Origin of the sequence: Sphingorhabdus rigui, assembly GCF_014196595.1 — a bacterium.
Taxonomy (GTDB): domain Bacteria; phylum Pseudomonadota; class Alphaproteobacteria; order Sphingomonadales; family Sphingomonadaceae; genus Sphingorhabdus_B; species Sphingorhabdus_B rigui.
Genome location: NZ_JACIEA010000002.1, coordinates 121,811 through 145,646, shown reverse-complemented (window position 1 = coordinate 145,646; position 23,836 = coordinate 121,811). Strand labels below are relative to the sequence as shown.

At 54.4% G+C, this 23,836-nt stretch carries 24 protein-coding genes and 1 tRNA gene; 13 read left to right on the top strand and 12 right to left on the bottom strand.

Annotated elements, in window-relative coordinates:
* Positions 1 to 61: 61 nt before the first annotated feature.
* From GGR91_RS08225 to GGR91_RS08210, 4 genes are all read left to right on the top strand, one after another.
* Positions 62 to 1,180, top strand: a complete 1,119-nt coding sequence (locus tag GGR91_RS08225) for an acyl-CoA dehydrogenase family protein (RefSeq protein ID WP_183941724.1) — start codon at positions 62 to 64, stop codon at positions 1,178 to 1,180.
* A gap of 373 nt (positions 1,181 to 1,553) precedes the next feature.
* On the top strand, positions 1,554 to 1,769 hold the full coding sequence (locus tag GGR91_RS08220; protein WP_183941723.1) for a hypothetical protein: 216 nt from the start codon (positions 1,554 to 1,556) through the stop codon (positions 1,767 to 1,769).
* Positions 1,770 to 1,802: 33 nt separating this feature from the next.
* Complete coding sequence (locus GGR91_RS08215; protein ID WP_183941722.1) at positions 1,803 to 2,351, top strand: heme NO-binding domain-containing protein; 549 nt, start codon at positions 1,803 to 1,805, stop codon at positions 2,349 to 2,351.
* Between the two features lies 1 nt (position 2,352).
* Complete coding sequence (locus GGR91_RS08210; protein WP_183941721.1) at positions 2,353 to 3,918, top strand: ATP-binding protein; 1,566 nt, start codon at positions 2,353 to 2,355, stop codon at positions 3,916 to 3,918.
* A gap of 198 nt (positions 3,919 to 4,116) precedes the next feature.
* Here GGR91_RS08210 and GGR91_RS08205 read toward each other — a convergent pair whose 3' ends face one another.
* A complete protein-coding gene (locus GGR91_RS08205; RefSeq protein WP_281370195.1) occupies positions 4,117 to 4,998 on the bottom strand; it encodes a response regulator in 882 nt (293 codons plus the stop codon).
* Positions 4,999 to 5,508: 510 nt separating this feature from the next.
* Positions 5,509 to 5,585, bottom strand: a tRNA-Arg gene (locus GGR91_RS08200).
* A gap of 195 nt (positions 5,586 to 5,780) precedes the next feature.
* On the opposite strand from GGR91_RS08200, the gene GGR91_RS08195 reads away from it, so the two are divergent.
* The 4 genes from GGR91_RS08195 to GGR91_RS08180 all read left to right on the top strand — a co-directional run bounded on the left by GGR91_RS08195 (position 5,781) and on the right by GGR91_RS08180 (position 9,613).
* Positions 5,781 to 6,926 (top strand): acyl-CoA dehydrogenase family protein, encoded by a 1,146-nt coding sequence (locus GGR91_RS08195; RefSeq protein ID WP_183941719.1) that lies wholly within the window; start codon positions 5,781 to 5,783, stop codon positions 6,924 to 6,926.
* The gene (locus tag GGR91_RS08190) at positions 6,923 to 7,972 is read left to right on the top strand and encodes an enoyl-CoA hydratase/isomerase family protein (protein WP_183941718.1); all 1,050 of its coding nucleotides are present in this window, start codon (positions 6,923 to 6,925) and stop codon (positions 7,970 to 7,972) included. The genes GGR91_RS08195 and GGR91_RS08190 overlap by 4 nt, the downstream gene beginning before the upstream one ends.
* Positions 7,969 to 8,742, top strand: a complete 774-nt coding sequence (locus tag GGR91_RS08185; protein WP_183941717.1) for an enoyl-CoA hydratase — start codon at positions 7,969 to 7,971, stop codon at positions 8,740 to 8,742. The genes GGR91_RS08190 and GGR91_RS08185 overlap by 4 nt, the downstream gene beginning before the upstream one ends.
* Positions 8,743 to 8,920: 178 nt before the next feature.
* Complete coding sequence (locus tag GGR91_RS08180) at positions 8,921 to 9,613, top strand: hypothetical protein (RefSeq protein ID WP_183941716.1); 693 nt, start codon at positions 8,921 to 8,923, stop codon at positions 9,611 to 9,613.
* Positions 9,614 to 9,705: 92 nt separating this feature from the next.
* Here the strand turns inward: GGR91_RS08180 and GGR91_RS08175 are convergent, their stop codons facing one another.
* From GGR91_RS08175 to dapB, 3 genes are read right to left on the bottom strand one after another with little or no spacing between them, the layout of a single operon-like run.
* Positions 9,706 to 10,086 (bottom strand): hypothetical protein, encoded by a 381-nt coding sequence (locus GGR91_RS08175; RefSeq protein ID WP_183942042.1) that lies wholly within the window; start codon positions 10,084 to 10,086, stop codon positions 9,706 to 9,708.
* A gap of 24 nt (positions 10,087 to 10,110) precedes the next feature.
* Positions 10,111 to 10,797, bottom strand: coding sequence for an endonuclease III (gene nth, locus GGR91_RS08170; protein ID WP_183941715.1), 687 nt, complete (start codon positions 10,795 to 10,797; stop codon positions 10,111 to 10,113).
* A complete protein-coding gene (gene dapB / locus GGR91_RS08165; RefSeq protein ID WP_183941714.1) occupies positions 10,794 to 11,519 on the bottom strand; it encodes a 4-hydroxy-tetrahydrodipicolinate reductase in 726 nt (241 codons plus the stop codon). Before dapB ends, nth begins: the two co-directional genes overlap by 4 nt.
* Positions 11,520 to 11,622: 103 nt before the next feature.
* Here dapB and GGR91_RS08160 point away from each other — a divergent pair, with 103 nt between their 5' ends.
* Positions 11,623 to 12,330, top strand: coding sequence for an NAD-dependent deacylase (locus GGR91_RS08160; RefSeq protein ID WP_322788795.1), 708 nt, complete (start codon positions 11,623 to 11,625; stop codon positions 12,328 to 12,330).
* Here GGR91_RS08160 and GGR91_RS08155 read toward each other — a convergent pair.
* From GGR91_RS08155 to GGR91_RS08125, 7 genes are all read right to left on the bottom strand, one after another.
* A complete protein-coding gene (locus GGR91_RS08155; protein ID WP_183941712.1) occupies positions 12,319 to 13,083 on the bottom strand; it encodes a HesA/MoeB/ThiF family protein in 765 nt (254 codons plus the stop codon). The two genes, GGR91_RS08160 and GGR91_RS08155, sit on opposite strands and share 12 nt — an antisense overlap.
* Positions 13,080 to 13,529: a dUTP diphosphatase gene (gene dut / locus GGR91_RS08150; protein WP_183941711.1), complete on the bottom strand. Its 450-nt coding sequence runs from the start codon at positions 13,527 to 13,529 to the stop codon at positions 13,080 to 13,082. Before dut ends, GGR91_RS08155 begins: the two co-directional genes overlap by 4 nt.
* The gene (locus GGR91_RS08145) at positions 13,510 to 14,793 is read right to left on the bottom strand and encodes a bifunctional phosphopantothenoylcysteine decarboxylase/phosphopantothenate synthase (protein ID WP_183941710.1); all 1,284 of its coding nucleotides are present in this window, start codon (positions 14,791 to 14,793) and stop codon (positions 13,510 to 13,512) included. The genes dut and GGR91_RS08145 overlap by 20 nt, the downstream gene beginning before the upstream one ends.
* Positions 14,794 to 14,827: 34 nt before the next feature.
* Positions 14,828 to 15,751 (bottom strand): hypothetical protein, encoded by a 924-nt coding sequence (locus GGR91_RS08140; RefSeq protein ID WP_183941709.1) that lies wholly within the window; start codon positions 15,749 to 15,751, stop codon positions 14,828 to 14,830.
* A 149-nt stretch (positions 15,752 to 15,900) separates the two neighbouring features.
* The gene (locus GGR91_RS08135) at positions 15,901 to 17,028 is read right to left on the bottom strand and encodes a glycosyltransferase family 2 protein (RefSeq protein ID WP_322788794.1); all 1,128 of its coding nucleotides are present in this window, start codon (positions 17,026 to 17,028) and stop codon (positions 15,901 to 15,903) included.
* Between the two features lie 63 nt (positions 17,029 to 17,091).
* Positions 17,092 to 18,642, bottom strand: a complete 1,551-nt coding sequence (ubiB, locus tag GGR91_RS08130; RefSeq protein WP_183941708.1) for a 2-polyprenylphenol 6-hydroxylase — start codon at positions 18,640 to 18,642, stop codon at positions 17,092 to 17,094.
* 11 nt (positions 18,643 to 18,653) lie between these two features.
* Complete coding sequence (locus tag GGR91_RS08125; RefSeq protein WP_183941707.1) at positions 18,654 to 19,385, bottom strand: class I SAM-dependent methyltransferase; 732 nt, start codon at positions 19,383 to 19,385, stop codon at positions 18,654 to 18,656.
* Positions 19,386 to 19,614: 229 nt separating this feature from the next.
* Between GGR91_RS08125 and mutM the strand changes: the two genes are divergently transcribed.
* From mutM to GGR91_RS08105, 4 genes are all read left to right on the top strand, one after another.
* Entirely contained in the window at positions 19,615 to 20,427 is an 813-nt protein-coding gene (gene mutM, locus GGR91_RS08120; RefSeq protein WP_183941706.1) for a bifunctional DNA-formamidopyrimidine glycosylase/DNA-(apurinic or apyrimidinic site) lyase, read from the top strand.
* A 108-nt stretch (positions 20,428 to 20,535) separates the two neighbouring features.
* Entirely contained in the window at positions 20,536 to 20,799 is a 264-nt protein-coding gene (gene rpsT / locus GGR91_RS08115; RefSeq protein ID WP_183941705.1) for a 30S ribosomal protein S20, read from the top strand.
* A 514-nt stretch (positions 20,800 to 21,313) separates the two neighbouring features.
* Positions 21,314 to 22,675, top strand: a complete 1,362-nt coding sequence (dnaA, locus tag GGR91_RS08110; RefSeq protein ID WP_407698408.1) for a chromosomal replication initiator protein DnaA — start codon at positions 21,314 to 21,316, stop codon at positions 22,673 to 22,675.
* A 181-nt stretch (positions 22,676 to 22,856) separates the two neighbouring features.
* Positions 22,857 to 23,831 (top strand): SH3 domain-containing protein, encoded by a 975-nt coding sequence (locus GGR91_RS08105; protein ID WP_183941704.1) that lies wholly within the window; start codon positions 22,857 to 22,859, stop codon positions 23,829 to 23,831.
* Positions 23,832 to 23,836: the final 5 nt, after the last annotated feature.

Sequence of the window (23,836 nt, the reverse complement as noted above, 5' to 3'; positions counted from 1 at the left end):
GCCTTGATTTTGTCCATCTCCTCGCGCCATAGAGGATGTAACGGCGCGAGGAGGGAATGACATGCAGATGCCTGGCTTAGGATATAGCGAAGAGCAGATTGAGTTGCTGGATGTGGCGACGACTTTTTGTCGTGACAAATCGCCAATCGATCGCGTCCGCAAGTTGATGGAAAGCGATCTTGGCTATGACGCCGACATCTGGGCTGAAGTTGCGGCTTTGGGATGGACGGCAATCGCTATTCCAGAAGCACATAATGGCGTCGGACTGACCATGGCCGAAGTCGTGCCGGTGGTGGAACAAATGGGGCGGCATTTGATGGCGTCGCCGTTGGTCGCATCCACGCTGGCTGCGCAGGCGCTCATCGCTGGCGGCACAGACGCGCAGCGCGCGGAATGGCTACCAAAGCTTGCCGAAGGGGCCATTGGTTCGCTCGCGCTATCCGAGGCGCATGGCGACTGGGATCTGCTGAACATCACCGCGACGGCCAAGTTTGATGGCGACAGCATCCTGTTGTCCGGTGAAAAGCAGTTTGTGCTTTGGGCGCAAAGCGCGGATGTCATTATCGCATCGGTCATGCTGGACGGAAAACCAGCGCTTGTTGCTTTGACCGCAGATGATGTCGCTGGCCGTCTGCGCCGGGAGTCCATCATTGACGAAACCAAACGCAGCTTTGCGGTGTCACTCGATGGTCTGTCGGTACCCAGCACCGCATTGCTGGACGTCGCGCGTGCTGCGTCCACATTGGCGCATGTCGAGCAAGCCGCCAACCTGTTGCAGAGCGCCGAAATGTGCGGCGGCGCGCAAAGCGTGATCGATTACACCGTCAGCTATCTGCAAACGCGCAAACAATTCGGCAAAATCATTGGTGAGTATCAGGCGCTCAAACACCCTACCGTGGACGCTTATGTCGACTATGAAAAAGCGCGGTCGCATTTGTACAGCGCCGCGAACAGTTTTAGCGATCAGGGGATGGGCGAAATCGCCGTGCGGATGGCGAAAGCCGCCGCAGATGGGACCTACAGCTTTGCTGCCGACCGCGCGATCCAGTTCCACGGTGGCTTTGGCTTTACCCATGATTGCGATGCAGGGTTACACCGCCGTGCCGCGATATTCCACGCTTCTCAATTCGGCGATGCTGCATGGCAACGCGCAAAGCTTGCGCCGTTGTTGCTCGGGTAAATTACAACGGCTGCCCCGGGATTGTTGCTGCCGCTGTTCAATGCATAGCAGGGGCGTTTGACGAGAGTGCGCTTGGCCCATTCGATGGCGCGCACCGATCGTTTATGCGCGCCAGCTTGTTGATAAGGCTGGCGCTTTACACGACGCTACAAAAGCCAATCGAGCCGTGCGGTCAACGCGCGCTCAACTTCGTTCTGTTCGAATTCAGAGCGTATAAAATAGGCAAATAGTATTTGTTTTAAATAGAATATTACATTTGTTTTCAATTGAATAGTCTGTCGCCGCTGCTCTATAAGAGTGCGTCTCCGGCGGGACTTTTGCGGTGCCGTGTTATGGAGCAAGGCCGCAAACGCTTACAAATTGGGGAACGCTAATGCAAAAGTCGCCGATCGACCATCAAACGCGGTTTCATGACATGGCCCAACCGATGAACGTTATCCGTCTGTGTTGTAGCAATATTCGCGCGCGCCCATTCAATGACGTTGAAAGTGACAAGGCCTATCTCGATAAAAAGATCCTCAGAATTGAGGAACAGGTAGATCGGTTATCGGCATTGTTGGACGATTTGCGCAGCAGTTTGAACGGTTGATGTGATGCACCTCCGCAGATTTGGGAACTATCAATGTATGGTATGATTCACCGCGGCATTCGCAGCATGGTACAGGACAAGCTGGGCGAAGACGCCTGGTTCGCATTGGAACAGAAGATTGGGATCGGCCCGACGGAGTTGCTCACCGGTATGGTGTACGACGATACGATGACGATCGCGATTATCTCGGAAGCGGCGGCCCGTCTAAATTTGACCACTAGTGAGAGTTTGTTTGAATTTGGCCGCTACTGGATCGAATATGCATCCCGAGGCTCGTTGGCCTCAGCCATGGATTTAACCGGGCATGATCTGGTAAGCTTCATCTCGAACCTTGATCGGCTTCATTTATCGGTTGGCATGGCTATGCCGGGTTCACGATTACCCAATTTCAATGTGGTGCTTAGCGAACCGGGCTTTTTAAAAGTCGAATATCATTCCCAGAGGACGGGACTGGAAAATTTTGTGTCTGGGCTTTTTTATGGCCTGATTGAGCGATTTGGTTTGATCGGCGAAGTTGCCATTGCCGACAGTGCTACGTGCAACGCAGTTTTCGAAATCCGTTATAAAGACGGCCACGCATAAGATGTTCGTTCAGCTGACAGATGCCCAGCTTGGCAAGCTGTTTCCGGCATATCTCCTGTTAGACAAAAACTTCCGTTTGGCAGGCTCTGGGCCATCGATCCGCAAACTTTTGCCCGGTTTACAAATCGGCCATGCATTTGATGATTATTTCGATGTCATCAGTAATGACGTTGCAACGGTTTGCGACATTCAGGAGCGACCTGACCACCCGATCGAGATTGCGTCAAAGTGCGGCAACCTAAGGTTGCATGGTTTGGCCGGCCAGCAACCTGATGGATATTTTTTGGCGCTGCGGCACGTTACCACCAGTCAATATCTTGCAAGCCAACAACTTGAACTGACTGATTTCGGTTATGCCGACCCCGAAATACAGGCAATTATGTTGATTGCGGTCCAGCGCGCTATGTTGGAGGAAGCCCAAGATACCGCATTAGAGCTGGCATATGAGCGACAGAGATATTCGGCCCTGCTGGAACGAACCAGCCGCGTCTCCGGTTATTTGGCGCATGATTTTAACAATCTTCTGTCGATCATTAGTTTAAATACCGAGCGGCTCGCGCGGGCCCCCAGTGCCGATGGCAAAATCGCAAATCTTACACAAATAATTGGTGATACGGCTGCCAGGGGATCTGAAATCTCGCAGTCCCTTATGGCTCTATCGCACCAGAGTTCAGAGACCTTATCTGCGCTTTCAATTGATGATATCATTACCGAAAATAGTGCTTTTTTGAAAACGGTTGTCGGCTCGAAAGTCGGTCTAAGCATGACGCTGCACTCTGGTTCATGCAAAGCCGTTCTCAGTTACAACGGGTTACTAAATTGTATTATTAACTTACTGATAAATGCCCGCGAAGCGATGCCCGATGGGGGACATATTAGCGTTGCCACGACTGTTAGAGACGGCTTGGCTAATAAAACGGACGACCCCCCAGAATCATCGCCGTGCAAATATATCGCCATAGAAATCGCCGATACCGGCAGCGGCATGAATGAAGCGCTTTTGTCCCGCGCTTTTGAACCGCTTTTTTCATCAAAACCCAACGGCACGGGACTGGGGCTGGCTTCGGTGCGCGAGTACGCCGTCGAAATGGGGGGCGATGTATGGTTGGAGTCAACGCCTGGTGAGGGCACGAGGGTATTTCTGCATTTCCCTATCGCCCTAGACGCGATGATGTGTCCAGATGATCCGTCTGTTGAAGATGCGTCTGTTGACGCCGTTCCAAACGAGCGGAGCATTTTGTTAGTAGAAGATGAGCCTTATGCGCTTGAGGCCCTCGTCGAAATGCTTGAGATGGAGGGATATTTTGTTACGCCCTGTCTGTCCGCCGCACAGGCGCTCGAAGCGCTCGCAAAGCGTTCTTACCGCCTACTTTTATCCGACATTGTAATGCCGCAGCAGGATGGAGCAGAGCTCGCAAGCAAGGCGTGTATTGCCCAGCCGGGTATTCGGGTCATCTTAATGAGTGGCTACGTGCCGGAAACGGCAGCGTTACAGCCTGGCTGGATGTTCATGCGAAAGCCGCTCGCGTCCTCAGAACTCCTTGGTCTCATCGACAAGCTTATGTAAAATATATGATTTTTATAGAATGTTTTAGATGAAAGCCGATGCGGCCTGAATTGTTGCAGTTGCCTGAGGCGGCGTTATTGGAAATCGACAATTAGCGCGCGCTTGGTCGCCTTTAAACCGGCCAGTGCGGTGGCTTTGCGGTGTATCGCATCGCTGGCGTCTTCACTGTTGCCTTCGGTCTCCCAATGGAAGGAAACCTTAGATAGGCTGAGGCTGAAACTGCCAAGCCGTTTCAAGATAGCTCTGCATGGCGGCTTTTGCCTCTGGCTCAAGTTCCAGTAAGGTCCTGCGCTTGTCTGATGGGTCGATCCAGCGGCGCACCAAGCCTGCTTCAACCAAATTGTTCACGTGGCGCAATGCCGTGCTCAACGGCACCAATGTTGCCGCGGATGCGCTTGATGCAGGAACTGGCTCTCCGCGCAGGCTGGCTTCGGCAAGATCTAACAAAATTTCCCATGAAGGCCCTGTTAAGGTCGCTGGATCGAAGAACTGTGCCTTGTTGTGGTGATATTTGAACAGCAGCTTGATGAACGCGCGAAGCTCGCGTTCGCTTGGTTTGCCATCACGCTGTAAAGACGCCCTAATGGGGTTTGCATCTTCACGCGAAGCGGAGTTATTCAAACGTTCCGCTAATTGATAGGAAGGGGTTGCGGTCGACAGCTTTGCCGAGGCGCGAAGCAAAGCGGATGCCAGATCAGGCATTGAAACAGGCTTTGTAAGAAAATCTGAGGCTTGTGATTGCATCGCTAAAACGGCGGCATCGAGGCTTGAATGACCAGTTGTCACTAACGTTACAATTGGGCGATACGGCTTAAATCTAATCGCAATCTCAGACAGAAGTGTATTTCCATCCATTTCTGGCATTTTCAGGTCGGTTAAAACGATACCAATGTCAGGATGTTTCGAAATCTGCGACAAAGCAGCCGGCGTGCTTTCGGCACATCTCACAGCGTATCCGAGATTAGATACCGCTTCACGATATTCGTCCAAGCAATCTTGGTCATCATCGACAACCAGGACTGTCCAACCAGCGTCAGGCAAACCGGCAACAGAACTCTGGTTAACGTTATTTGTAGGCATTTAAAAATTCTCCGAGATGGGGGCCACTATCAAACCAAAGCATTCGTGCAAACAACTTTGAGTTTTGACGCCTCGCTACATCGGCGGAGCGTGTAAATCATGATATGCGATCCCCTGAAAATCGGGGTGAATTTACAATTCAAACGGCATTTCTGACACCTCCGCGACTTTCCAGCCATTCTGATCGTCATAGACGGCCAAGCATAGACCGTTCTTTGCAATTGAATGCGAAGGATACGCGGTTTCATGTCCTGTGAGGTGTGGAAAAAATTTACACCTCAACCTTGGAAAATTTTGAGCATCAGCCAACGTAAATGGGCGCGTGAGTTGCTATCAACACGGCTTGGTATTAGCCATAAACCGCATTCCTCCGACTTTTTCAGCCTAATCAGGAAGTTGGCGAATGAACACAGATATTTGTGCATGATTTGTGCATAGCTAAAATGCGCTATTTAAGCCGCAATTCGCACATCGCTTCGTTTAAATATTGTTATATATCAATGTTTTGAATGGCGCACCCAAGAGGATTCGAACCTCTGGCCTCTGCCTTCGGAGGGCAGCGCTCTATCCAGCTGAGCTATGGGTGCTTATGGCGTGCGGTTAGCAGGCGGAGCGGCATCGCGCCAAGTTTTTTTTGGGCAGCTCCACTTTTTTACGAAGGGCGCGGTTTCACGGCGGGTAGAGCACATCACTGCGCCCTTCGATTTGCCCGGTGACGCGATATGTGCGCTGCCCGAAGCTATTGGCTGGATAACTGAAAAACGCGATGCTACGGCGAGGTTATGCAAAACCAATTTGAATTGACGGACGATCAGATCGCCATCCAAGATATGGCGCGCAAATTCACCGCGGACGCGATTACGCCCTTTGCAGCCGAATGGGACGAAAAGTCGCATTATCCGGTCGATGTCTGGAAAGCGGCGGGCGAACTTGGCTTTGGCGCCATTTACGTGTCCGAAGAATCGGGTGGCACTGGCCTTGGACGGTTGGAAGCGGCGCTGATCATGGAAGCGATGGCCTATGGCTGCCCCACCACAAGTGCTTTCATTTCGATCCATAATATGGCTGCGTGGATGATCGACTGCTTTGGCGGCGCGGAGCTTAAGGCGCGTTATTTGCCCGACCTTGTGTCGATGCAGAAAATCGCCAGCTACTGCCTGACGGAACCCGGCAGCGGTTCGGACGCAGCAGCGCTGAAGACAAGCGCGCGGCGCGATGGCGACCATTATATCGTAAACGGCACGAAGCAGTTCATTTCCGGCGCGGGTTATAATGACGTCTATGTGGTCATGGTCCGCACCGGCGAGGAAAAGACCAAGGGTGTCACCTGCCTTGTGGTCGATAAGGATACGCCGGGCTTAAGCTTCGGCGCGCCAGAGAAAAAGCTTGGCTGGAATGCCTCGCCCACGGCGCAAGTGATATTTGAAGATTGCCGCGTGCCGGTTGCAAATCGCGTGGGCGCAGAGGGGGATGGTTTCCGCTTTGCGATGATGGGCTTGGACGGCGGGCGCTTGAACATCGGTGCGTGCTCGCTTGGCGGTGCGCAACGTTGCCTCGACGAAGCCATTGCTTACACCAAAGAGCGTCAGCAATTTGGCCAACCTGTCGCCGATTTTCAGAATACCCAATTCATGCTCGCCGACATGGCCACCGATTTGGAAGCCGCGCGTGCGTTGCTCTACATCGCTGCGGCCAAGGTCACGGCAAACGCACCGGACAAGTCGCGCTTTTCCGCGATGGCGAAGCGACTGTCGACAGACAGCGGAAGCGAGATAGTGAACAAGGCGCTGCAGCTTTTCGGCGGCTATGGATATTTGCGCGATTATCCTATTGAGCGCTTCTGGCGCGACTTGCGGGTACATTCGATTTTGGAAGGGACCAATCAGGTCATGCGTATGATTATCGGACGGGATTTGTTACGCCAATGACCGATGATATTTTGCTAAAAGTCGAAGGACATGCCGGTTTCATTAGCTTGAACCGGCCATCGGCGCTCCACGCGCTGACATTGCCGATGGTGCATGCAATGACTGCGGCCCTGCTGGAATGGCGGGACGATCCTGCGGTGAAGTGCGTGGTTATTGATCATGCCGACGGGCGCGGTTTTTGCGCCGGTGGCGACATCGCCTTTTTGCGCAATTCGGCCATGAATGATGGCGGCGAATCCGGGCGTAAATTCTTCCACGACGAATATCAGCTCAACCATTTGCTGATTAATTATCCCAAGCCTGTTGTGGCGTTCATGGACGGCATTACGATGGGTGGCGGCGTTGGCATCAGCCAGCCTGCGCGTTTCCGTGTAGCGACCGAGAACACAAAGTTTGCCATGCCTGAAACGGGCATTGGCTTGTTTCCCGATGTCGGGGGCGGATGGTATCTTTCGCGGCTTGAGGGACGTGTTGGCCAGTTTCTGGCGTTAACTGGATCGCGTATCGCAGGGGCCGGTTGTCTCTCGCTTGGACTGGCCACACATTATTTGACGAGCAATGCTCTTGCCGAAGCGAAGTCGCGGATCGCGACCGAGGATGTCGAACGGATTGACGGCATATTGGGAACCTTGTCGGTAACGCCGCCCGATTCCAAAATCATCGAGACAATAGTCCAGATCAACCGCCATTTTGCGTCTGATAGGCTAGAGGATATTCTCGCGAGCTTGGAAGGCGATGAAAGCGAATGGGCCATGAAAGAGCTCGCGACTTTGCGGACCAAAAGCCCACAAACCTGTAAAGTTGCATTACGCCAATTGTCGGAGAGCCTGAAGCTCACTGACTTTGCCGATAACATGGCCATGGAATATCGTATCGCCAGCCGCGTGATTGTGCGCCCTGACTTCGCTGAAGGCGTGCGGGCCGTGATCGTCGACAAAGACAATGCCCCTAAATGGGATCCCGCGACAGCTGAAGGCGTTACGGACGCACTCATCGATGCGATCTTTGCCCCATTACCCGCTCAAGAAGAATGGAAGCCGCTATGAGCTACGAAACGATATTGGTCGAACAACGCGGTGCGGTGACTTTAATCACGCTCAATCGTCCGCAGGCGTTGAACGCGTTGAACAGCCAGGTTCTGGCGGACCTCATTGCTGCCCTCGCTGCATTCGATGCCGACGACAGCCAACGTTGTGCTGTGGTGACTGGCAGCGAGAAGGCATTTGCTGCGGGCGCGGACATTAAGGAAATGCAAAGCCAGTCCTTTGCGGACATGTATGGCCACAACTTTTTCGCCGGCTATGATCGCGTGACCGCGACACGCAAGCCATGGATTGCGGCCGTGAACGGCTTTGCGCTTGGTGGTGGATGCGAACTTGCCATGATGGCCGACTTTATCATTGCCGGCGACAATGCAAAATTCGGGCAGCCTGAAATCAAACTTGCGGTCACCCCCGGCATGGGCGGTTCGCAACGGCTAACGCGTGCGATTGGCAAGGCCAAGGCGATGGAAATGTGCCTGACGGGCCGTATGATGGACGCACATGAGGCTGAACGCTCTGGGTTGGTCGCGAAGGTTGTTCCAGCGGCTGAACTGGTGGATGAGGCGATGAAGACCGCAACCGCGATCGCTGCGATGGCGCCACTGGCTGCGCTCGCTTGCAAGGAAATGGTCAACGCCGCGTTTGAAACGACATTGCAGCAAGGCGTTATATTCGAACGCCGCCTGTTCCATGGACTGTTTGGTACGGAAGATCAGAAGGAAGGCATGGCTGCGTTTGTCGAAAAGCGTCCTGGCAACTGGACGGGGAAATAAATTTATCCGATTATTGGCGATAAGGTTCCCCAGCCGGCCTCGCTTGGGCTGGTTTTGTCCAGCTTAACTTCGGAATGTTAACAATTTTGACAATATGTAATTTACAGGCGGTTAAATTCGATATTTAGCATCCACATTGATTATCGAACGATTGCGGTCATGTAGGTGGGAGTAATAAATGTCTGTTTTAATTGGTATTCCATCAGTACGTGCCACCATATCATGTGCAACCGCTGCAACTTTGATGCGTTTAACCACCATTTTAAACAGTCGATCAATCCGCTATAAATTCTCGTGGGTCTCATATGCGGAGGTAGCAGCGGCTCGGAACATTCTTGCTGCCGAATTTTTGGAGGGTGATTACGATACCTTCATAGGCATTGATGACGACGTTGGCATTGGTCCAATAGCTCTTCAAATGCTCTTGGATCATAATTCCCCCGTTGTGGGGGTTTATCTGCCACAACGTACAATTGACCTAACCGCTTTCGAAAATGCTATTGTAGCAGGCATGAGAGGCAAAAACGCTAGGTTTGCTGTCGCACCGTATATCGGCTGTTACGCAAATAGTAAAAACCCCGAATATGGCACTATCGGGAAGGTGGAATTTATCGGCACCGGTTTTCACATTGTGCAGCGGACAGTGCTTGAAACAATCATTGAACGCGAGCTAGCCCCCGAATTGCGGACAACCACGCATAACTTTGATAAAAAGATGTATGGGTTCTTCAACAATATTGTTGATGAAAACGGTGCGGAACTCTCAGAGGATTTTAGTTTCTGTCGGCGCGTGACGGAGGCAGGCTTCGATGTTCACGCGTATCTTGGGCCGGGCATTACCCACACTGGAACCATGAGCTTTGAGAGCTGAGCGTTGCTAGGATCGATGAGATATTACAGACCATGTAGTGCAAGAAAGGGTAGTTTTACCCTCTCCATCGACGTGTGATGGTGCGGGTTGACCTATTTGGCAGTAACCTTTTCAATCTCTTGAAACTTGCCAAGGCCGCATCCTGCGCCTTCATACAGTCGGCCGCCCTCGTCGTGCAAAACGCGCACAATATCGACGCTGCACAATTGATTGATCGACGTGCGGTAGGAAAAACGCTCCTCGAATTTCAAACCGGGGCAGCTTTGCGGCAGAGTGTTACGATAGGTCTTGCCGCCAGCCATGCGAAAATCGATAGTGCGGCTATCGATGACTTTCGTTGACCGTATCTGCGATATCGTGACGCAGCTTTTTGGTTCGCCGACCGCTCTGACGGGTTCGGGGGCTTTATCGCGGGAAAGTGCAATCGCGCCGCCGCCCGAAAGCAGCGCCACAGCAGGAATGATCAGCAGCATTTTACGCATGTTTGCTCTCCAATGTTACGCGGCCGGTTTAACGGGGTCAGTCTGAACTGTAGCTGACTTGATTTTGGGCGGAGGCGTTTTTGGTTTGAAGCGGCACAAGTCCGCGACCGGACAGCGCCAACATTCCGGCGTGCGCGCTTTGCAGATATATCGACCGTGCAGGATCAGCCAATGATGCGCGCCAACGCGAAACGGTTGTGGTGTCTTTTTATCGAGTGCCTTTTCAACGGCGAGCACGGTTTTGCCTGGCGCGATCCCGGTCCGGTTGCCGACACGGAAAATATGCGTATCGACGGCAAAGGTCTCTGCGCCGAAAGCGGTATTCATCACGACATTTGCCGTCTTACGTCCAACGCCGGGCAGCGCCTCAAGCGCGTCGCGGTCGGCCGGGACTTCGCCTGCATGGTCGCGCACCAATATTTCCGACAGGGCAATCACGTTTTTGGCTTTGTTGTTATACAGCCCAATGGTTTTGATATGCGCCTTCAGCCCATCAAGACCCAACGCCACCATCTGCGCGGGCGTTTTGACCTCCGCAAACAATGCCTTGGTGGCTTTGTTCACCCCGACATCCGTCGATTGGGCAGAGCAAGTGACCGCAACAAGCAATTGATAGGCATTGCCATATGCAAGCTCGGTTTCAGGCGCAGGATTCGCCTCCGCAAGGCGGCGGTAAAATTCGAAGATATCTGCCTTTTTCAAAGGCCAAGCACTTCCTGCATCGTGAACCGGCCCGCTTTTTGGCGGGTCAACCAAACGCCGGCTTTTACCGCGCCGCGCGCGAATATCGCGCGGGTTTCTGCGCGATGGACCAGCTCGATGCGTTCATGTTCGGATGCGAAAATGACATGATGGTCCCCTGCGACGCTGCCGCCGCGTAAGGATGCAAAGCCAATGTCGCCGGCATTGCGCGCGCCGGTGATGCCGTCGCGGCCACGGTCGCTATGTTGCTTTAGGTCAATGCCGCGTCCGCTGGCTGCGGCTTCGCCTAGCAGTAGCGCGGTTCCAGATGGCGCATCCACCTTATGCCGGTGGTGCATCTCCAATATTTCGATATCCCAATCTTCACCCAATTGGCGCGCGGCCTGCTGCACGAGCGCTGACAGCATGGTTACGCCCAATGAGGTGTTGCCCGTCTGCAAAACCGGAATGTCGCGCGCTGCGTCGTCAATCAGGAAATGGTGGCGTTCCTCCAAACCAGTGGTGCCAATGACGATCGGTTTGCCCGCAGCAACGCATGCATCAAGGTTCGCCTCAATCGCATGCGGGCTGGAAAAATCGACAAGTACATCAGATGACCCAACCAGCGCGGCAAGGTCATCGCCTTTGTCGACGCCGCCTGCATATTCCTGACCATCCGCCGCAATTGCGTCGACCAAAGCCTGCCCCATGCGGCCCGCGCTGCCAATGATACCTATTTTCATAACCGTCACCCTGATATTGTTTGAGGGTCTTACTATATTAGGGAGCCGAAACAAGTTGTGCTGTGTACGACGTCAGCCACAGCGGGACGGTGAAGGAGCAAATGTGGATCGCCAAATCAAAAACATCGTCATTCTGACAGGCGCAGGTGTCAGTGCCGAGAGCGGTATTGATACGTTTCGCAGTGCGGGTGGATTGTGGGAACAGCATAAGGTTGAAGATGTCGCAACGCCGGAGGCCTTTGCCCGCGACCCCGACCTTGTGCTGCGCTTCTACGATATGCGCCGCGAACGCATTCAGCAGGTGGAGCCAAATGCCGCGCATTATGCGCTGGCGCGGCTCGATGCGGAATGGAGCGGCAATTTGCTTTTGGTGACCCAGAATGTCGACGATTTGCACGAACGGGCAGGAACCAAACGCCTGCTGCATATGCATGGGGAGCATCTGAATGCGTGGTGCACCGCGTGCGATGTGCGCCATGGCTGGCGCGGCACATTGATTGACCGACCAGCCTGTCCATCGTGCGGCATATCTGGCCAATTGCGGCCTGATATCGTCTGGTTCGGCGAAATGCCCTACCGCATGGGTGATATCTACCACGCACTCAACCGCGCTGATTTGTTCGTCAGCATTGGAACGTCCGGCGCAGTCTATCCCGCCGCCGGCCTTGTGCGTGAAGCGCGTCAAAACGGCATAGCCACATTGGAGCTGAACCTTGAACCGTCGCATAGCAGTTCTTGGTTCACGGAATCGCGCCATGGCCCGGCGACGGAGCTTGTTCCGCAATGGGTGGACGAACTTTTAGGCGGTTAAGCCGCCGCAGCTGGAGCAGGCCGGATCTTTTGGCAATTTGATGGACCGCATCGATGGCGTCAGTCCGTCGAACAGGTGCAGCTTGCCCTGCTGCGGCTCTCCAAAGCCTGTCAGCGCGCGTATCGCCTCCATCGCTGCGAAACTGCCCATAAGCCCGCACATCGCGCCCAGAACGCCTTGTGTGGCGCAATCGTCGCAATCATCGGGGTCGTGGGCGTCACCAACGAAGCAGCGATAGCATGGCGCGTCTGCCTGCCACCCGGTGAATGTGCCAATCTGTCCGTGAAACTGCCCAATTGCGGCGCTGACCAACGGCACTTTGGCCGCAAGGCACAGGTCATTGACGATCAGGCGCGTCATAAAATTGTCGCTGCCATCGATCACAACATCAACGCCCGCCAATATGTCAGCGCGGGTGTCTTTGCCAATCCGCTGCTGAAGCGCGTTGAAGGTGATGTCGGGGTTTAGCCGCGCCGCTGCCGCGCCAGCCGCTTCCACTTTGGCGGTGCCAATATCACGGTCGCTATACAAAATCTGACGCTGGAGATTGGACAGCGCCACATCATCATCATCGACAACGCTGATGGTTCCGACCCCTGCCGCCGCAAGATATTGGATCGCCGGACATCCTATCCCGCCTGCGCCAATCAGCAGGACATGGCTCGACAATAATTTGCTTTGACCCGCGCCGCCAATATCCCGCAACACAATGTGGCGGGCATAACGGTCAAGCTGTTGATCGTTAAGCGTCATACGCCTGTTGAGCCGAAACCCCCAGCGCCACGCACGGTTTCGTCCAAGTCATCAACCTCGACCAAGTGGCCGTGGGTGACAGGCGCCACCACAATCTGTGCAATCCGGTCGCCTTTGTTGATCATGAAATCATCTTCGCCCAAATTGGCCAAAATGACCTTCACTTCGCCGCGATAATCGCTGTCGATGGTTCCGGGTGTGTTGAGGCAGGTAATCCCATGCTTCAGCGCAAGGCCCGAGCGCGGGCGCACCTGCACTTCATATCCATCGGGAATGGCAAAGGCGAATCCGGTTGCGACGGCATGGCGCTTGCCAGCGCGCAGATTCAGGCTTTCGGCGGCGCAAATGTCCATGCCGGCCGCGCCCGATGTCGCATATGCGGGCAAAGCCAAGCCCGCGCCATGGTTCAGGCGCTTGACGCGCACTTCAACTTTTTGCGAGCTCATCTGCGACCTTCTCCATCAATTTTCGTGCGATAATGTCCTTGGGACTTTCCAGCCAGCTATCAACGCCTGCTTTGGTTACGATATGAAAGGCGTTATTCTCACCGCCCATGACATCGCCAGACACATCGTTGGCGACAATCCAGTCGCAGCCTTTCTTCGCAAGCTTGGCCTGCGCATGGGCAATGATATTTTCGGTTTCTGCCGCAAAGCCGATTACGAGCTTCGGACGTTGCTTATGGGTGGTCAGGCTTGCAAGGATGTCAGGGTTTTCGGTCAACGCGAGCGGCGGAATGGCATTGCCGTCTTTCTTGATTTTCTGGTCCGGCGCTTGTGCGGCGCGCCAGTCCGCGACGGCGGCGACCATGATAGCGGCGTCGACGGGCAGGGCTTTCTCCACCTCAGCCTGCATCTCCAGCGCGGTTTCGACATCAATGCGCAAGACACCGGGCGGTGTCGGCAGATGCACGGGGCCAGCTATCAGCGTAACTTCAGCGCCCAGATCAGCCGCCGCCGCTGCAATGGCAAAACCCTGACGCCCCGATGAGCGGTTGGCGATGTAGCGTACAGGATCAATCGCCTCATGCGTGGGGCCAGCGGTCACAAGCACGCGTTTGCCAAACAACGGACGATGTTCGACATCGGCAAAATCGGGTTGCGCGGTAAGCGGCGTTGCGCTTGGCATGGTCGTTGGCGAACGACCCGACGCCAGTTGCGTATTGAAGGGTACGCCGAGCATGCTGCAAATTTGTTCGGCAACGGCCGGTGGTTCGGGCAGGCGGCCCGGGCCGAATTCGCCGCACGCCATTGCCCCTTCGTCGGGGTTCATGATGTGCACGCCATCGGCGCGCAGTTGCGCCAAGTTCCGCTGTGTCGCGGGATGGTTCCACATGCGGACATTCATCGCCGGAACCGCCAGAACGGGTTTATCCGTCGCGAGCAGAATAGTGGTCGCCAAATCATCCGCGATGCCAGCGGCCATCTTGGCAAGGATATTGGCAGTGGCGGGACAAATCACCACAAGGTCGGCCTGACGGCTCAACTGAATATGCCCGATTTCGCGCTCTTCCTTCAGGTCGAACATGTCGCCATATACTTGGTCTTCGGTCATGACGCCCATCGAAAGCGGTGTGACAAATTCAGCCGCGCTTTTCGTCATCACCGCGCGAACGGCAACACCCTGACGCTTTAGCAAGCGAACAAGTTCAAGCGCTTTATAAGCGGCGATGCCGCCACTAACGATCAGGAGAACAGATTTAGTTGCCATCGCCGACCGCTTTGCCCTCAGAATGCTTTCAAGTCTAGTTAGCTTTCCGAGGCAGCAATATTTCGCCTAAATCTCTCATTGCTTGAGGTAAAAACACCCAACCAACGAGCAACACTGGCGCGACCAACAGACCCCAGTAAAAATTTTCGGGCCGACCCAAGATCATGAAGATTATTGCATAGCCGATCAAAAGCAATGTTCCCAATAGGCCGGTGACTGAGCGCCATGACATCCATCCAAAAAATGCTAAAATGACGCCGGCATTGCCAAGCCATTCCGGAAAGACCCGCAACGCGGAGGTTAGGCGCATTGCTGCCAGAAAGCGATGCCAACCGCCCACTTCAACCCACCCGGGTGATGATAAATCGTCGGGCTTAACGACCACTGCAACGTTATGGGCATGGGCCAACATCACTATCGCAAACAGAATGAGCACGATCACCCAAGCAGTCAAATCGCGCCACTGTCGTTCAAATAGCGAAAACGCGGCCATCAACATTATAAATGGCAGAGCCAGTTCCCGAATCATTAGAGCAGCGCAGCTTGTGATAATTGTTAGATACCAGCGCGACGAACCTCTCAAAGCGACGGCGAGTGCTATCAACAAACCAGCCCATAGTTCGTGTAGGGCGGCATATTTGGGCTCAAAAACAATCAACGCACCAGAGATGATCAGCAGTATTGCGGAAACGCGTCGATGCGGGTTTAAAAATGCGCCGTCCAGCCGCTTCCAGAAGGCCCAAAGCGCAGCACTTAATATAAGACTTAAAAGACCGAACGAAGCCGTTTTGCCCAAATACGCATTGACATAGGCAAGGGTCGGTAGCCGAAAGGTCACGAATGGTTTTAGGGGATAAACACCCGCACGCAGCTCTTTTGCCGCAGCGTCGTAATATGATTCACCTGTTGCAACGCGGGCCGCAATTGACCCATAGAGCACTAAATCTTCGTCGGTCATCGGCGGTTTTGCTGTCGTGTTTATCGACGAGGAGGCCGGTGTTGTGTTCGTTGCCTGTGGCAATATCGCAGCGACGAGGAAGATCATAAGCGCGGCTAGCAACAAGACAGCTTTTGCGCGATCAAGCGCAGCAAATCGCGATATTCCCTTCACTTGCGCCATGTGACAAATGATGAAGCGGCAAAATTCCAGACAGCGCCCACAATAACGCCGGCAAGCCCTGCAACCCACCAGTTGCTGTTTTGGCCATTTAACCATGTTCCGATGCCAATGTTGGCAACGCCGCCAACGCCGCAGATCGCATAATAGCTAAGCAGCCCAGGGAAAATTTTCCACCCACGAAGGCGTCGGTCGTGATACGTGAATATGTTATTGAGAGTGAAATTCGCAGTCATTGCAGTCATTGTTGCGATTATTTCCGCTGACAAAAATGTGTAACCCATAGCCAGCGCGGACGCGAGTGCCGTGAGATGAATACCAACACCGATGCTGCCGACCGCTAGAAAGCTTAACAGCCGAACTGGCAAGAAACGGCCAACTGTTTTGTCTGCAAGCAGGGCGAGATATTCCACCGCTACCAACGCGCCTGCCTTGCTCTCGCCCATGGCGCGAGATCGGAAAACATAAGGAATTTCGGCGATCGTTGGTTTGGTCTGTAGCGATGCAACGATATCCAGCAATATTTTGAATCCGACGCCAGACAGCTTGGGTACTGCATCCATCAACACTGACCGCGAAATCACGAAAAAGCCGCTCATGGGATCAGTCAGATCGGCACGAAGCGTAAATTTGCTAATCTTTGTCGCCCACTGGCTCATCCGCAAACGCCCCGAGCTCCAGTCGCCGGTACCTCCGCCTTCCGAATAGCGCGTGCCAACCGCGATGTCGGCCTCGCCCAAAAAAACTTTGGAAAATAGCCGCGGTAATATAGCTTCATCATGCTGCATGTCGCCGTCAATTACAGCCAATACGGGGGCGGAACTTGCAAGCATACCTTCGACAACGGCCGTTGATAATCCCCGCCGACCGATACGATGTACGATCCGAATATTACGATTTTGACGTGCGATATCACGAACGAGTGCTGACGTGCCATCGGGGGAATTGTCGTCGACAAAAATGGCTTCCCAGCTGATTCCAGCAAGCACGATCGATAATCGTGCAATCAGTATCTCAACATTTACACGTTCGTTATAGGTGGGGATGATAACACCCAGCTCGAGCGGTTGGCTGTCGACCGCCAGGGGGCTTTCAATTTCGATCCGGCCGTGCCGCACGCTTCCCCCATCTCAATTGCTTGATTGCAGGGTTAGGCTTAAATTTAGATGGTTAAAGTATTCTTAAGAAAATCCAACAACCCACATGCCCACAGCGCCAATGGCGCCTGCGAGTAAGGCCACTATCATGTAGCGCCAGCCGTTGCCCGTGCCATTACGTTCCCAAATCAGCTGTACGGGTGGAAGCGGGGGTGGTTCCGGCGCGCCGCCTTTGCGGGGAAGTTGTTCGTCCAAACGGCGGATGAGGTCGGGTATCATCTGCAAGGTTTCGGCTTGCTTGCGAATACCGTCGGCAAGCATGGCTTCAGGGCCAAGCTCTCCGCGAATCCATTCGCGCACATAGGGGGCGGCAACATCCCACATATTGATGCTTGGGTTCAGCGAAGTCGCAATGCCTTCGACCATGACCATCGTCTTTTGCAGCAACAGCAAATGCGGCTGCGTCTGCATGTCAAAGTCGCGGGTGATGGCGAATAGGCTGTCGAGCATTTGCCCCACCGACAATTCGCTCACGGGCTTGCCGCGTGTCGGCTCACCAACAGCGCGCAGGGCGGTCGCGAATTCGTCGACATTATGATAGCTCGGCACATATTGCGCTTCGAAATGGATTTCGGCGACGCGTTTGTAATTGCCGGTGGTCAATCCGTAGAGGATTTCCGCAAGCCAGAAACGCGCTTGCCGGTTGATGCGGCCCATGATGCCAAAATCGATGGCGACAATCGTGCCATCTGCGCGAACGAACAAATTGCCCTGATGCATGTCGGCGTGGAAGAAGCCTTCCGAAATCGCCTGACGTAAAAATGTCAGCACGAGCTTTTCGGCCATTTTATTCAGATCGTGGCCAGCGGCTTTTAACGCATCTATATCGGCAATCTTAACGCCATCGACCCATTCCAGCGTGAGCACGCGGCCGGACGTCCGGTCCCAATCAATGGTGGGGATCATATAGCCGTCGACGGCGACCATGGCATCTTTCAGCTCTGACGCGCTCGCGGCTTCGCGGCGCAAATCGAGTTCGCGCAAGGTCCAGCGTTTCAGGTTTGCAATGACAAGCTGCGGTCGCAAGCGCGCAGCTTCGCCGCCCAATGCTTCCAGATGTGCTGCGGCCCATTCATAGGTTTCGATATCGCGGGCAAATTGTTCGCGAATACCGGGACGAAGGACTTTGACAGCGACGTCCGTGCCTTCGGTTGTGCGTGCACGGTGCACCTGCGCGATGGAGGCTGCGCCTACGGGTACCGGGTCGATATATTCAAACAGCTCTGCAGCGGGCTTATTTAAGCTGCTGTCGATTTGTGCGTACACAAGATCGAACGGTGCGGGCGGAAGCTGATCCTGTAGCGACAGCAGATTGCGGGTAGCTTCCTCACCAATAATGTCTGGACGGGTGGCAAGCGTTTGCCCAAGCTTAATGGCCGCAGGGCCAATGGCGCGAAACGCGCCGGCATAATCGGGCACCTTGGGCTGGCGTGTTCCGATGCGCGCGATGCGGCAAAGACGTTTTACTTGCGGCGGCGTGTTCCGGTCAGCTTCGATCGCGCGCAGCGCGCCGTGCCGCGCGAGAATGCGGCCCCATTTGAGCAAACGGAAAATATGGGTTGCGGGACGTGTCATCAGCGCGGAAGTTAAACCTTCCAGCCGCTATGAATGGCGACAAGTCCGCCCAAAATGGGTTCTACCTTCGTTTGCACAAAGCCTGCTTCGCCAATCATGCGCTTAAAATTTTGCATGTCGGGGAAGCGGCGGATCGATTCGACGAGATATCGATAGCTGTCCTCATCACCCGCAATGGCTTTTCCAAGTTTAGGGACAAGCTTGTCCGAATAAACGTCGTAAATTTGTGCGAGGCCAGGCCATTCAACGGTCGAAAATTCGAGGCAGAAGAAACGGCCACCATAACGCAGCACGCGATGTGCCTCGCGCAGTGCCTTGGGAATGTCGGTGACGTTGCGGATGCCAAAGGCAATTGTGTAGGCATCAAAATGCGCATCGGGAAAGCTGAGCGTTTCGGCATTTTGTGGGGACCAGATCAGGCTGTCGATCCCGCGTTTCATCGCGCGCTCCATACCGACGTCCAACATGTCTTCGTTGATGTCGGATACCGTGACCTGCGCGCCTGATTTTTCCATGCGGAACGCGATGTCGCCCGTTCCGCCCGCCATATCGAGGATATCTTCGCCTTCGCGCGGCTTCACACGGCGGACAAAAGTGTCTTTCCAAAGGCGATGCATGCCGCCGGACATCGCATCATTCATGATGTCATATTTGCGCGCGACATTGGAAAAGACGCCGCCTACGCGTTTTGTCTTTTCTTCAGGGCTAACCTGTTCATAGCCAAAGGATACCGTATCATTCATTCTGCAGCCTCTAGCCGATTGTTGCGCCAGCCGCAAAGGCTGTTAGGGCCAGGACCTATTAAATGCGCCTTCGCGGTTTGAGGCCATATTGTTCCGTGCAAGGCGGTAAGCGCCGGACTTAGTGGTTCTAAGTCCAAGCTTGCCAACGCAGATATGGACAATATGGGTCAAATCCAAAGGACGCCGCGAGGGTGCATTCAATAGGTCCTGACCCTGGGTACAAAACGATATGCCAGAATTACCTGAAGTGGAAACCACAGTCGCCGGCCTGCGTTCGGTGCTTGAAGGCGAGATGATCGTCCGCGCGGAACCGCGCCGTGCGGACTTGCGTTGGCCCATCCCGGTCGATCTGCGTCAGCGGCTGACGGGCGCGCGAATCGATACGCTCGGGCGGCGCGCCAAATATGGCCTTATCCATACCGACCGTGAGGATACGCTGATATTCCATTTGGGCATGTCCGGACGATGGCGTGTTGATCCTGCGGAAATCGAAAAGCATGACCATTTCATTCTGGAAACAGCCAGTGGTCGGGTTGTCGCTTTGAATGACCACCGCCGCTTTGGTTCGCTCGATATTATCGATTCGGACAAATTGGACAGCTATCGCTTTTTTGAAAAAATGGGTCCGGAGCCTTTGTCGCAGGCATTTGATGCAACTGTGCTGCGAGACGCGCTGCATGACCGGAAAGCCCCGATTAAGGCGATGTTGCTCAACCAGAATATCGTCGCAGGCTTGGGCAATATCTATGTGTGTGAGGCGCTGCATATGGCGGGCATCGATCCGCGGGCGCCCGCCAGCTCAATTAGCAAGCCCCGGCTTGTCCGGCTCGTTGTGGCGATTAAAGAGGTGCTGACGGCAGCGATCGCGGCTGGCGGATCGACGTTGCGTGACTTTGCCGCACCGGACGGAGAACTTGGCTACTTTGCCAAGGATTGGCGCGTCTATGGCCGCGAAGGGCAGGACTGTGGTTGCGGCGCGCCTGTTCAACGGCGCGTTGATTCGGGGCGCTCGACCTTTTACTGCGCGAAATGTCAGCGATAGTGCGGTATTTCGAGGTTGACGAATCTGTTAGGCAGGGTTAAGGGCCGCACCTTCAACGGACGTGTTTCATAAAGACGTCTCCGCAAATATCGAAATTCGAGGATAAAAATGGCCAATACGCCGCAAGCAAAAAAGCGTATCCGTCGCAATGCGCGTCGCACCGAAGTTAATGGCGCACGCGTCAGCCGCATCCGTACCTTCATCAAAAAGGTAGAGTCTGCGATTGAACTCGGTGACAAGTCGGCAGCCGCTGCTGCACTCGCTGCTGCACAGCCTGAATTGGCGCGTGGCGTATCCAAGGGCGTTCTGCATAAGAACACAGCATCGCGCAAATTTGGTCGCCTCACAAAGGCGGTTGGCGGTCTCGCCTAAGCGATGTTTTACAGGCTGGCTGGTCCAGCCTAAAAATTTGAAACCCGCCATAATCCTGGCGGGTTTTTTATTGTCCACTGTCGCAAAGGCAAAGCCGACGGATTTCCCGCGATTCGGAAGATATCCACAGGTATTTTTGGAAAAAATACATTAAAATCAAACGCTTATAAATTAATCAACGGATTTGCTTGGCTGTTGCCGAGTCAATGCCATTTATTTCAGTTTTTTTGCAGCGCTGCACTTGATCGACTCGTTTCGAGCGGTCTAAGAAACTGTTTCCAGCAATGCATGACGACAGTCGGGCAGTGCCTCACATCGAGAATTGGACGGGACGACCGCTGCATTTGGCAACAAATGCACAGGGTTCGTGTGTTCGGTTCGCTTGTGGGCAGATAGCGCGCGGTTGTGTTGATCTGGATGGGGTGGAAAATTGGGGGCAGGCACGTTGGCCGAATATAAATCAGTATCGCAGATCACATTAGATCAACCGCATGGCGAAAATGCCGGCCTGACGTTGAAATCCCGTTTTGATGCCGATTGGCAGACAATATCGTCCGGCTTGCGTCGCGATTTGGGCGCGCAAATATATGGCCAATGGATTCGCTCTATCACCCTTGGCGACTTTTGTGACCTGACGGGTACGCTCGAACTTCTTTTGCCCTCAGATTTTTCTGCAAGCTGGGTGTCTGATCATTATGCCGATCGCCTGCGTTTGGCTTGGTCGAGCACCAATAAAAGCGTTAAGCAGCTTAAGATCCGCACACGCCCCGGTGCACCACGCGTCGAATTGCTCCGTGCTTCGACAAACGCCGAACGCATTGTCGCGCAAGAGGCGAACGATGCTCTGCCGCCACGTTCGGCACTTGATCCGCGGATGACGTTTGCGAATTTCGTTAAAGGCCAAACCAATGTTCTCGCGCTCAGCGCTGCAGAACGCGTCGCGTCGAAAGACAAGCCGCTTTTCAATCCACTGTATCTTCAAGCGGCAACGGGTCAGGGCAAAACCCACCTGATGCATGCCATCGGTCATGCTTATGCCGAAGTGAACCCCGATGCGCAGATCATTTATATGTCTGCAGAAAAATTCATGATGGAATTTGTAACCGCGATGCGGCGCAAGGAAGTCATGGAGTTCAAGGCGCGCTTGCGTGCCGTCGATGTGCTGTTGATTGACGATATCCAGTTCATCATCGGCAAGGTATCGACCCAAGAAGAGTTCCTCCACACCATCGATGCCATCATCGGCGCCGGCAAACGCCTCGTCGTTGCTGCCGACCGCGCGCCGCAAGCGCTTGACGGCGTGGATCAGCGCATCCTGTCGCGTCTGTCGATGGGTCTGGTCGCTGACATTCAACCAGCGGACCTTGAGCTGCGCCGCCTGATCCTCGAACAGCGCCTTGCCAACATGCCTGAAGCGCAAGTTGGTGAAGATGTGATTGAGTTTCTGGCCCGCACCATCAGCCGCAATGTGCGTGAACTCGAAGGTGGCCTGAACAAGCTGCTCGCATATGCCCAGTTGACTGGCAAGCCAGTGACCCGGACCTTGGCGGAAGAGCAGCTGAAAGATATTTTGAGCGCGTGCCGCCGCCGTATCACGATTGACGAAATCCAGCGTGCAGTATGCGAATATTATCGCATCGACCGGAGCGAAATGTCATCGAAGCGCCGTGCGCGCGCCGTTGTCCGCCCGCGTCAGGTCGCCATGTATCTCGCCAAGGTCATGACACCACGCAGCTATCCGGAAATCGGACGCAAATTCGGTGGACGCGATCATTCGACGGTAATTCACGCCGTGCGCTTGGTCGAAGGTTTACGTCAGCAGGACAGCGATATGGACAATGATGTCCGCGCGCTGCTCCGTCAGCTCGAAGCTTAATCCACCCCTTTTCAACCTCCTTTCCAGAGCCTATCCACTGATAGGGAATCGGAAAGGGTGTAATGGGCAATCTTGTGCGTCATGCGGGTCATAAAATGCCTTTCACGCACCATTTTGTGCGCATTGCGGGGCCTCTATGAAAGCGCGACTTGTGTCCCGGGCTGGCGCTAAACGCTCACGGGTGATGCCTGTCGCGGCGCTGTTTATTCTGCTGATTTTCGTTGGTTTGTATTTCTGGCTGTTCGTCCTTGATGACATGCAGAACGGTTCGGCAACGCCAATGGCCGATCAGAGCACAAGCGCGCCTGCCGCAGCCCAGATTTTCTTCACAATGACCGAAGCGAATGTTCGCGACAAGCCGACCACTTCCGACAGCGTGATATTGGGCAAGCTGCCGCGCGGGTCGCAAGTGACGGGTGTCGTTCAGCCGGGTTCACCGCCCGGCGATGGCTGGATTGCATTGAGCGACGGCAATGGCTTCATCGCGATGGTCAATCTTTCACCGTCGAAACCACCCGAGCTTGTCACCTTGTTGAACGATCAATCATGGGTTGTTGATATGCCCGTTGATGTGTGGGCGACGACGGCGCCGGACAGCGCGCTGATCGATCGTGCGCGCGCAGACACCACGCTAAAACTGGTTGGTCTGACCGCCGACAACTTCATTGAGGTGAAGCTTCCCGATAATGGCTATGGCTATCTGGCCGACGGAAAATCCATATTGGCGCGTTTGGGCGGTAAGCCGATTGCCATTGGCTTCAATCCGCAAACATGCGCATTCAGCGGTGAAATTGGCGCGGAATTTACCAAAATTGGCGCGCGGCTTCGGGCGCAATGGCAAGCATTGGAAGCCAAAGAATATGCTGACGAGGCTGCGCGCGAAAAAGCCTATGCCAAGGTCGAAGGCAAAAGCAGCTATGCGCGCATGCGCCGTTCATTTGATGGATTGTCGCTCACGGCGCTTGGCCAGCATTATGAATCGCAGTCGCTGTATTTCGCCGATCCGCCCGCCAAGGTCATCGCCGTTTTCCGCGACAATGGATTTAACATCGGGCCCGATGGCATATTCAAGGCAACTGAACTTTACGCCGGGATATCGGGCACCCGCGGTGAGGGCACGGTCTATGGCCAAACCGAGCTGAGTTGCGGGGTCTGATCCGT

Coding starts and splice junctions, on each gene's coding strand:
- GGR91_RS08225 (WP_183941724.1), top strand. CDS start 62: ATGCAGATGCCTGGCTTAGGATATAGCGAAGAGCAGATTGAGTTGCTG.
- GGR91_RS08220 (WP_183941723.1), top strand. CDS start 1,554: ATGCAAAAGTCGCCGATCGACCATCAAACGCGGTTTCATGACATGGCC.
- GGR91_RS08215 (WP_183941722.1), top strand. CDS start 1,803: ATGTATGGTATGATTCACCGCGGCATTCGCAGCATGGTACAGGACAAG.
- GGR91_RS08210 (WP_183941721.1), top strand. CDS start 2,353: ATGTTCGTTCAGCTGACAGATGCCCAGCTTGGCAAGCTGTTTCCGGCA.
- GGR91_RS08205 (WP_281370195.1), bottom strand. CDS start 4,998: ATGCCTACAAATAACGTTAACCAGAGTTCTGTTGCCGGTTTGCCTGAC.
- GGR91_RS08195 (WP_183941719.1), top strand. CDS start 5,781: ATGCAAAACCAATTTGAATTGACGGACGATCAGATCGCCATCCAAGAT.
- GGR91_RS08190 (WP_183941718.1), top strand. CDS start 6,923: ATGACCGATGATATTTTGCTAAAAGTCGAAGGACATGCCGGTTTCATT.
- GGR91_RS08185 (WP_183941717.1), top strand. CDS start 7,969: ATGAGCTACGAAACGATATTGGTCGAACAACGCGGTGCGGTGACTTTA.
- GGR91_RS08180 (WP_183941716.1), top strand. CDS start 8,921: ATGTCTGTTTTAATTGGTATTCCATCAGTACGTGCCACCATATCATGT.
- GGR91_RS08175 (WP_183942042.1), bottom strand. CDS start 10,086: ATGCTGCTGATCATTCCTGCTGTGGCGCTGCTTTCGGGCGGCGGCGCG.
- dapB (WP_183941714.1), bottom strand. CDS start 11,519: ATGAAAATAGGTATCATTGGCAGCGCGGGCCGCATGGGGCAGGCTTTG.
- GGR91_RS08155 (WP_183941712.1), bottom strand. CDS start 13,083: ATGACGCTTAACGATCAACAGCTTGACCGTTATGCCCGCCACATTGTG.
- dut (WP_183941711.1), bottom strand. CDS start 13,529: ATGAGCTCGCAAAAAGTTGAAGTGCGCGTCAAGCGCCTGAACCATGGC.
- GGR91_RS08145 (WP_183941710.1), bottom strand. CDS start 14,793: ATGGCAACTAAATCTGTTCTCCTGATCGTTAGTGGCGGCATCGCCGCT.
- GGR91_RS08140 (WP_183941709.1), bottom strand. CDS start 15,751: ATGACCGACGAAGATTTAGTGCTCTATGGGTCAATTGCGGCCCGCGTT.
- ubiB (WP_183941708.1), bottom strand. CDS start 18,642: ATGACACGTCCCGCAACCCATATTTTCCGTTTGCTCAAATGGGGCCGC.
- GGR91_RS08125 (WP_183941707.1), bottom strand. CDS start 19,385: ATGAATGATACGGTATCCTTTGGCTATGAACAGGTTAGCCCTGAAGAA.
- mutM (WP_183941706.1), top strand. CDS start 19,615: ATGCCAGAATTACCTGAAGTGGAAACCACAGTCGCCGGCCTGCGTTCG.
- rpsT (WP_183941705.1), top strand. CDS start 20,536: ATGGCCAATACGCCGCAAGCAAAAAAGCGTATCCGTCGCAATGCGCGT.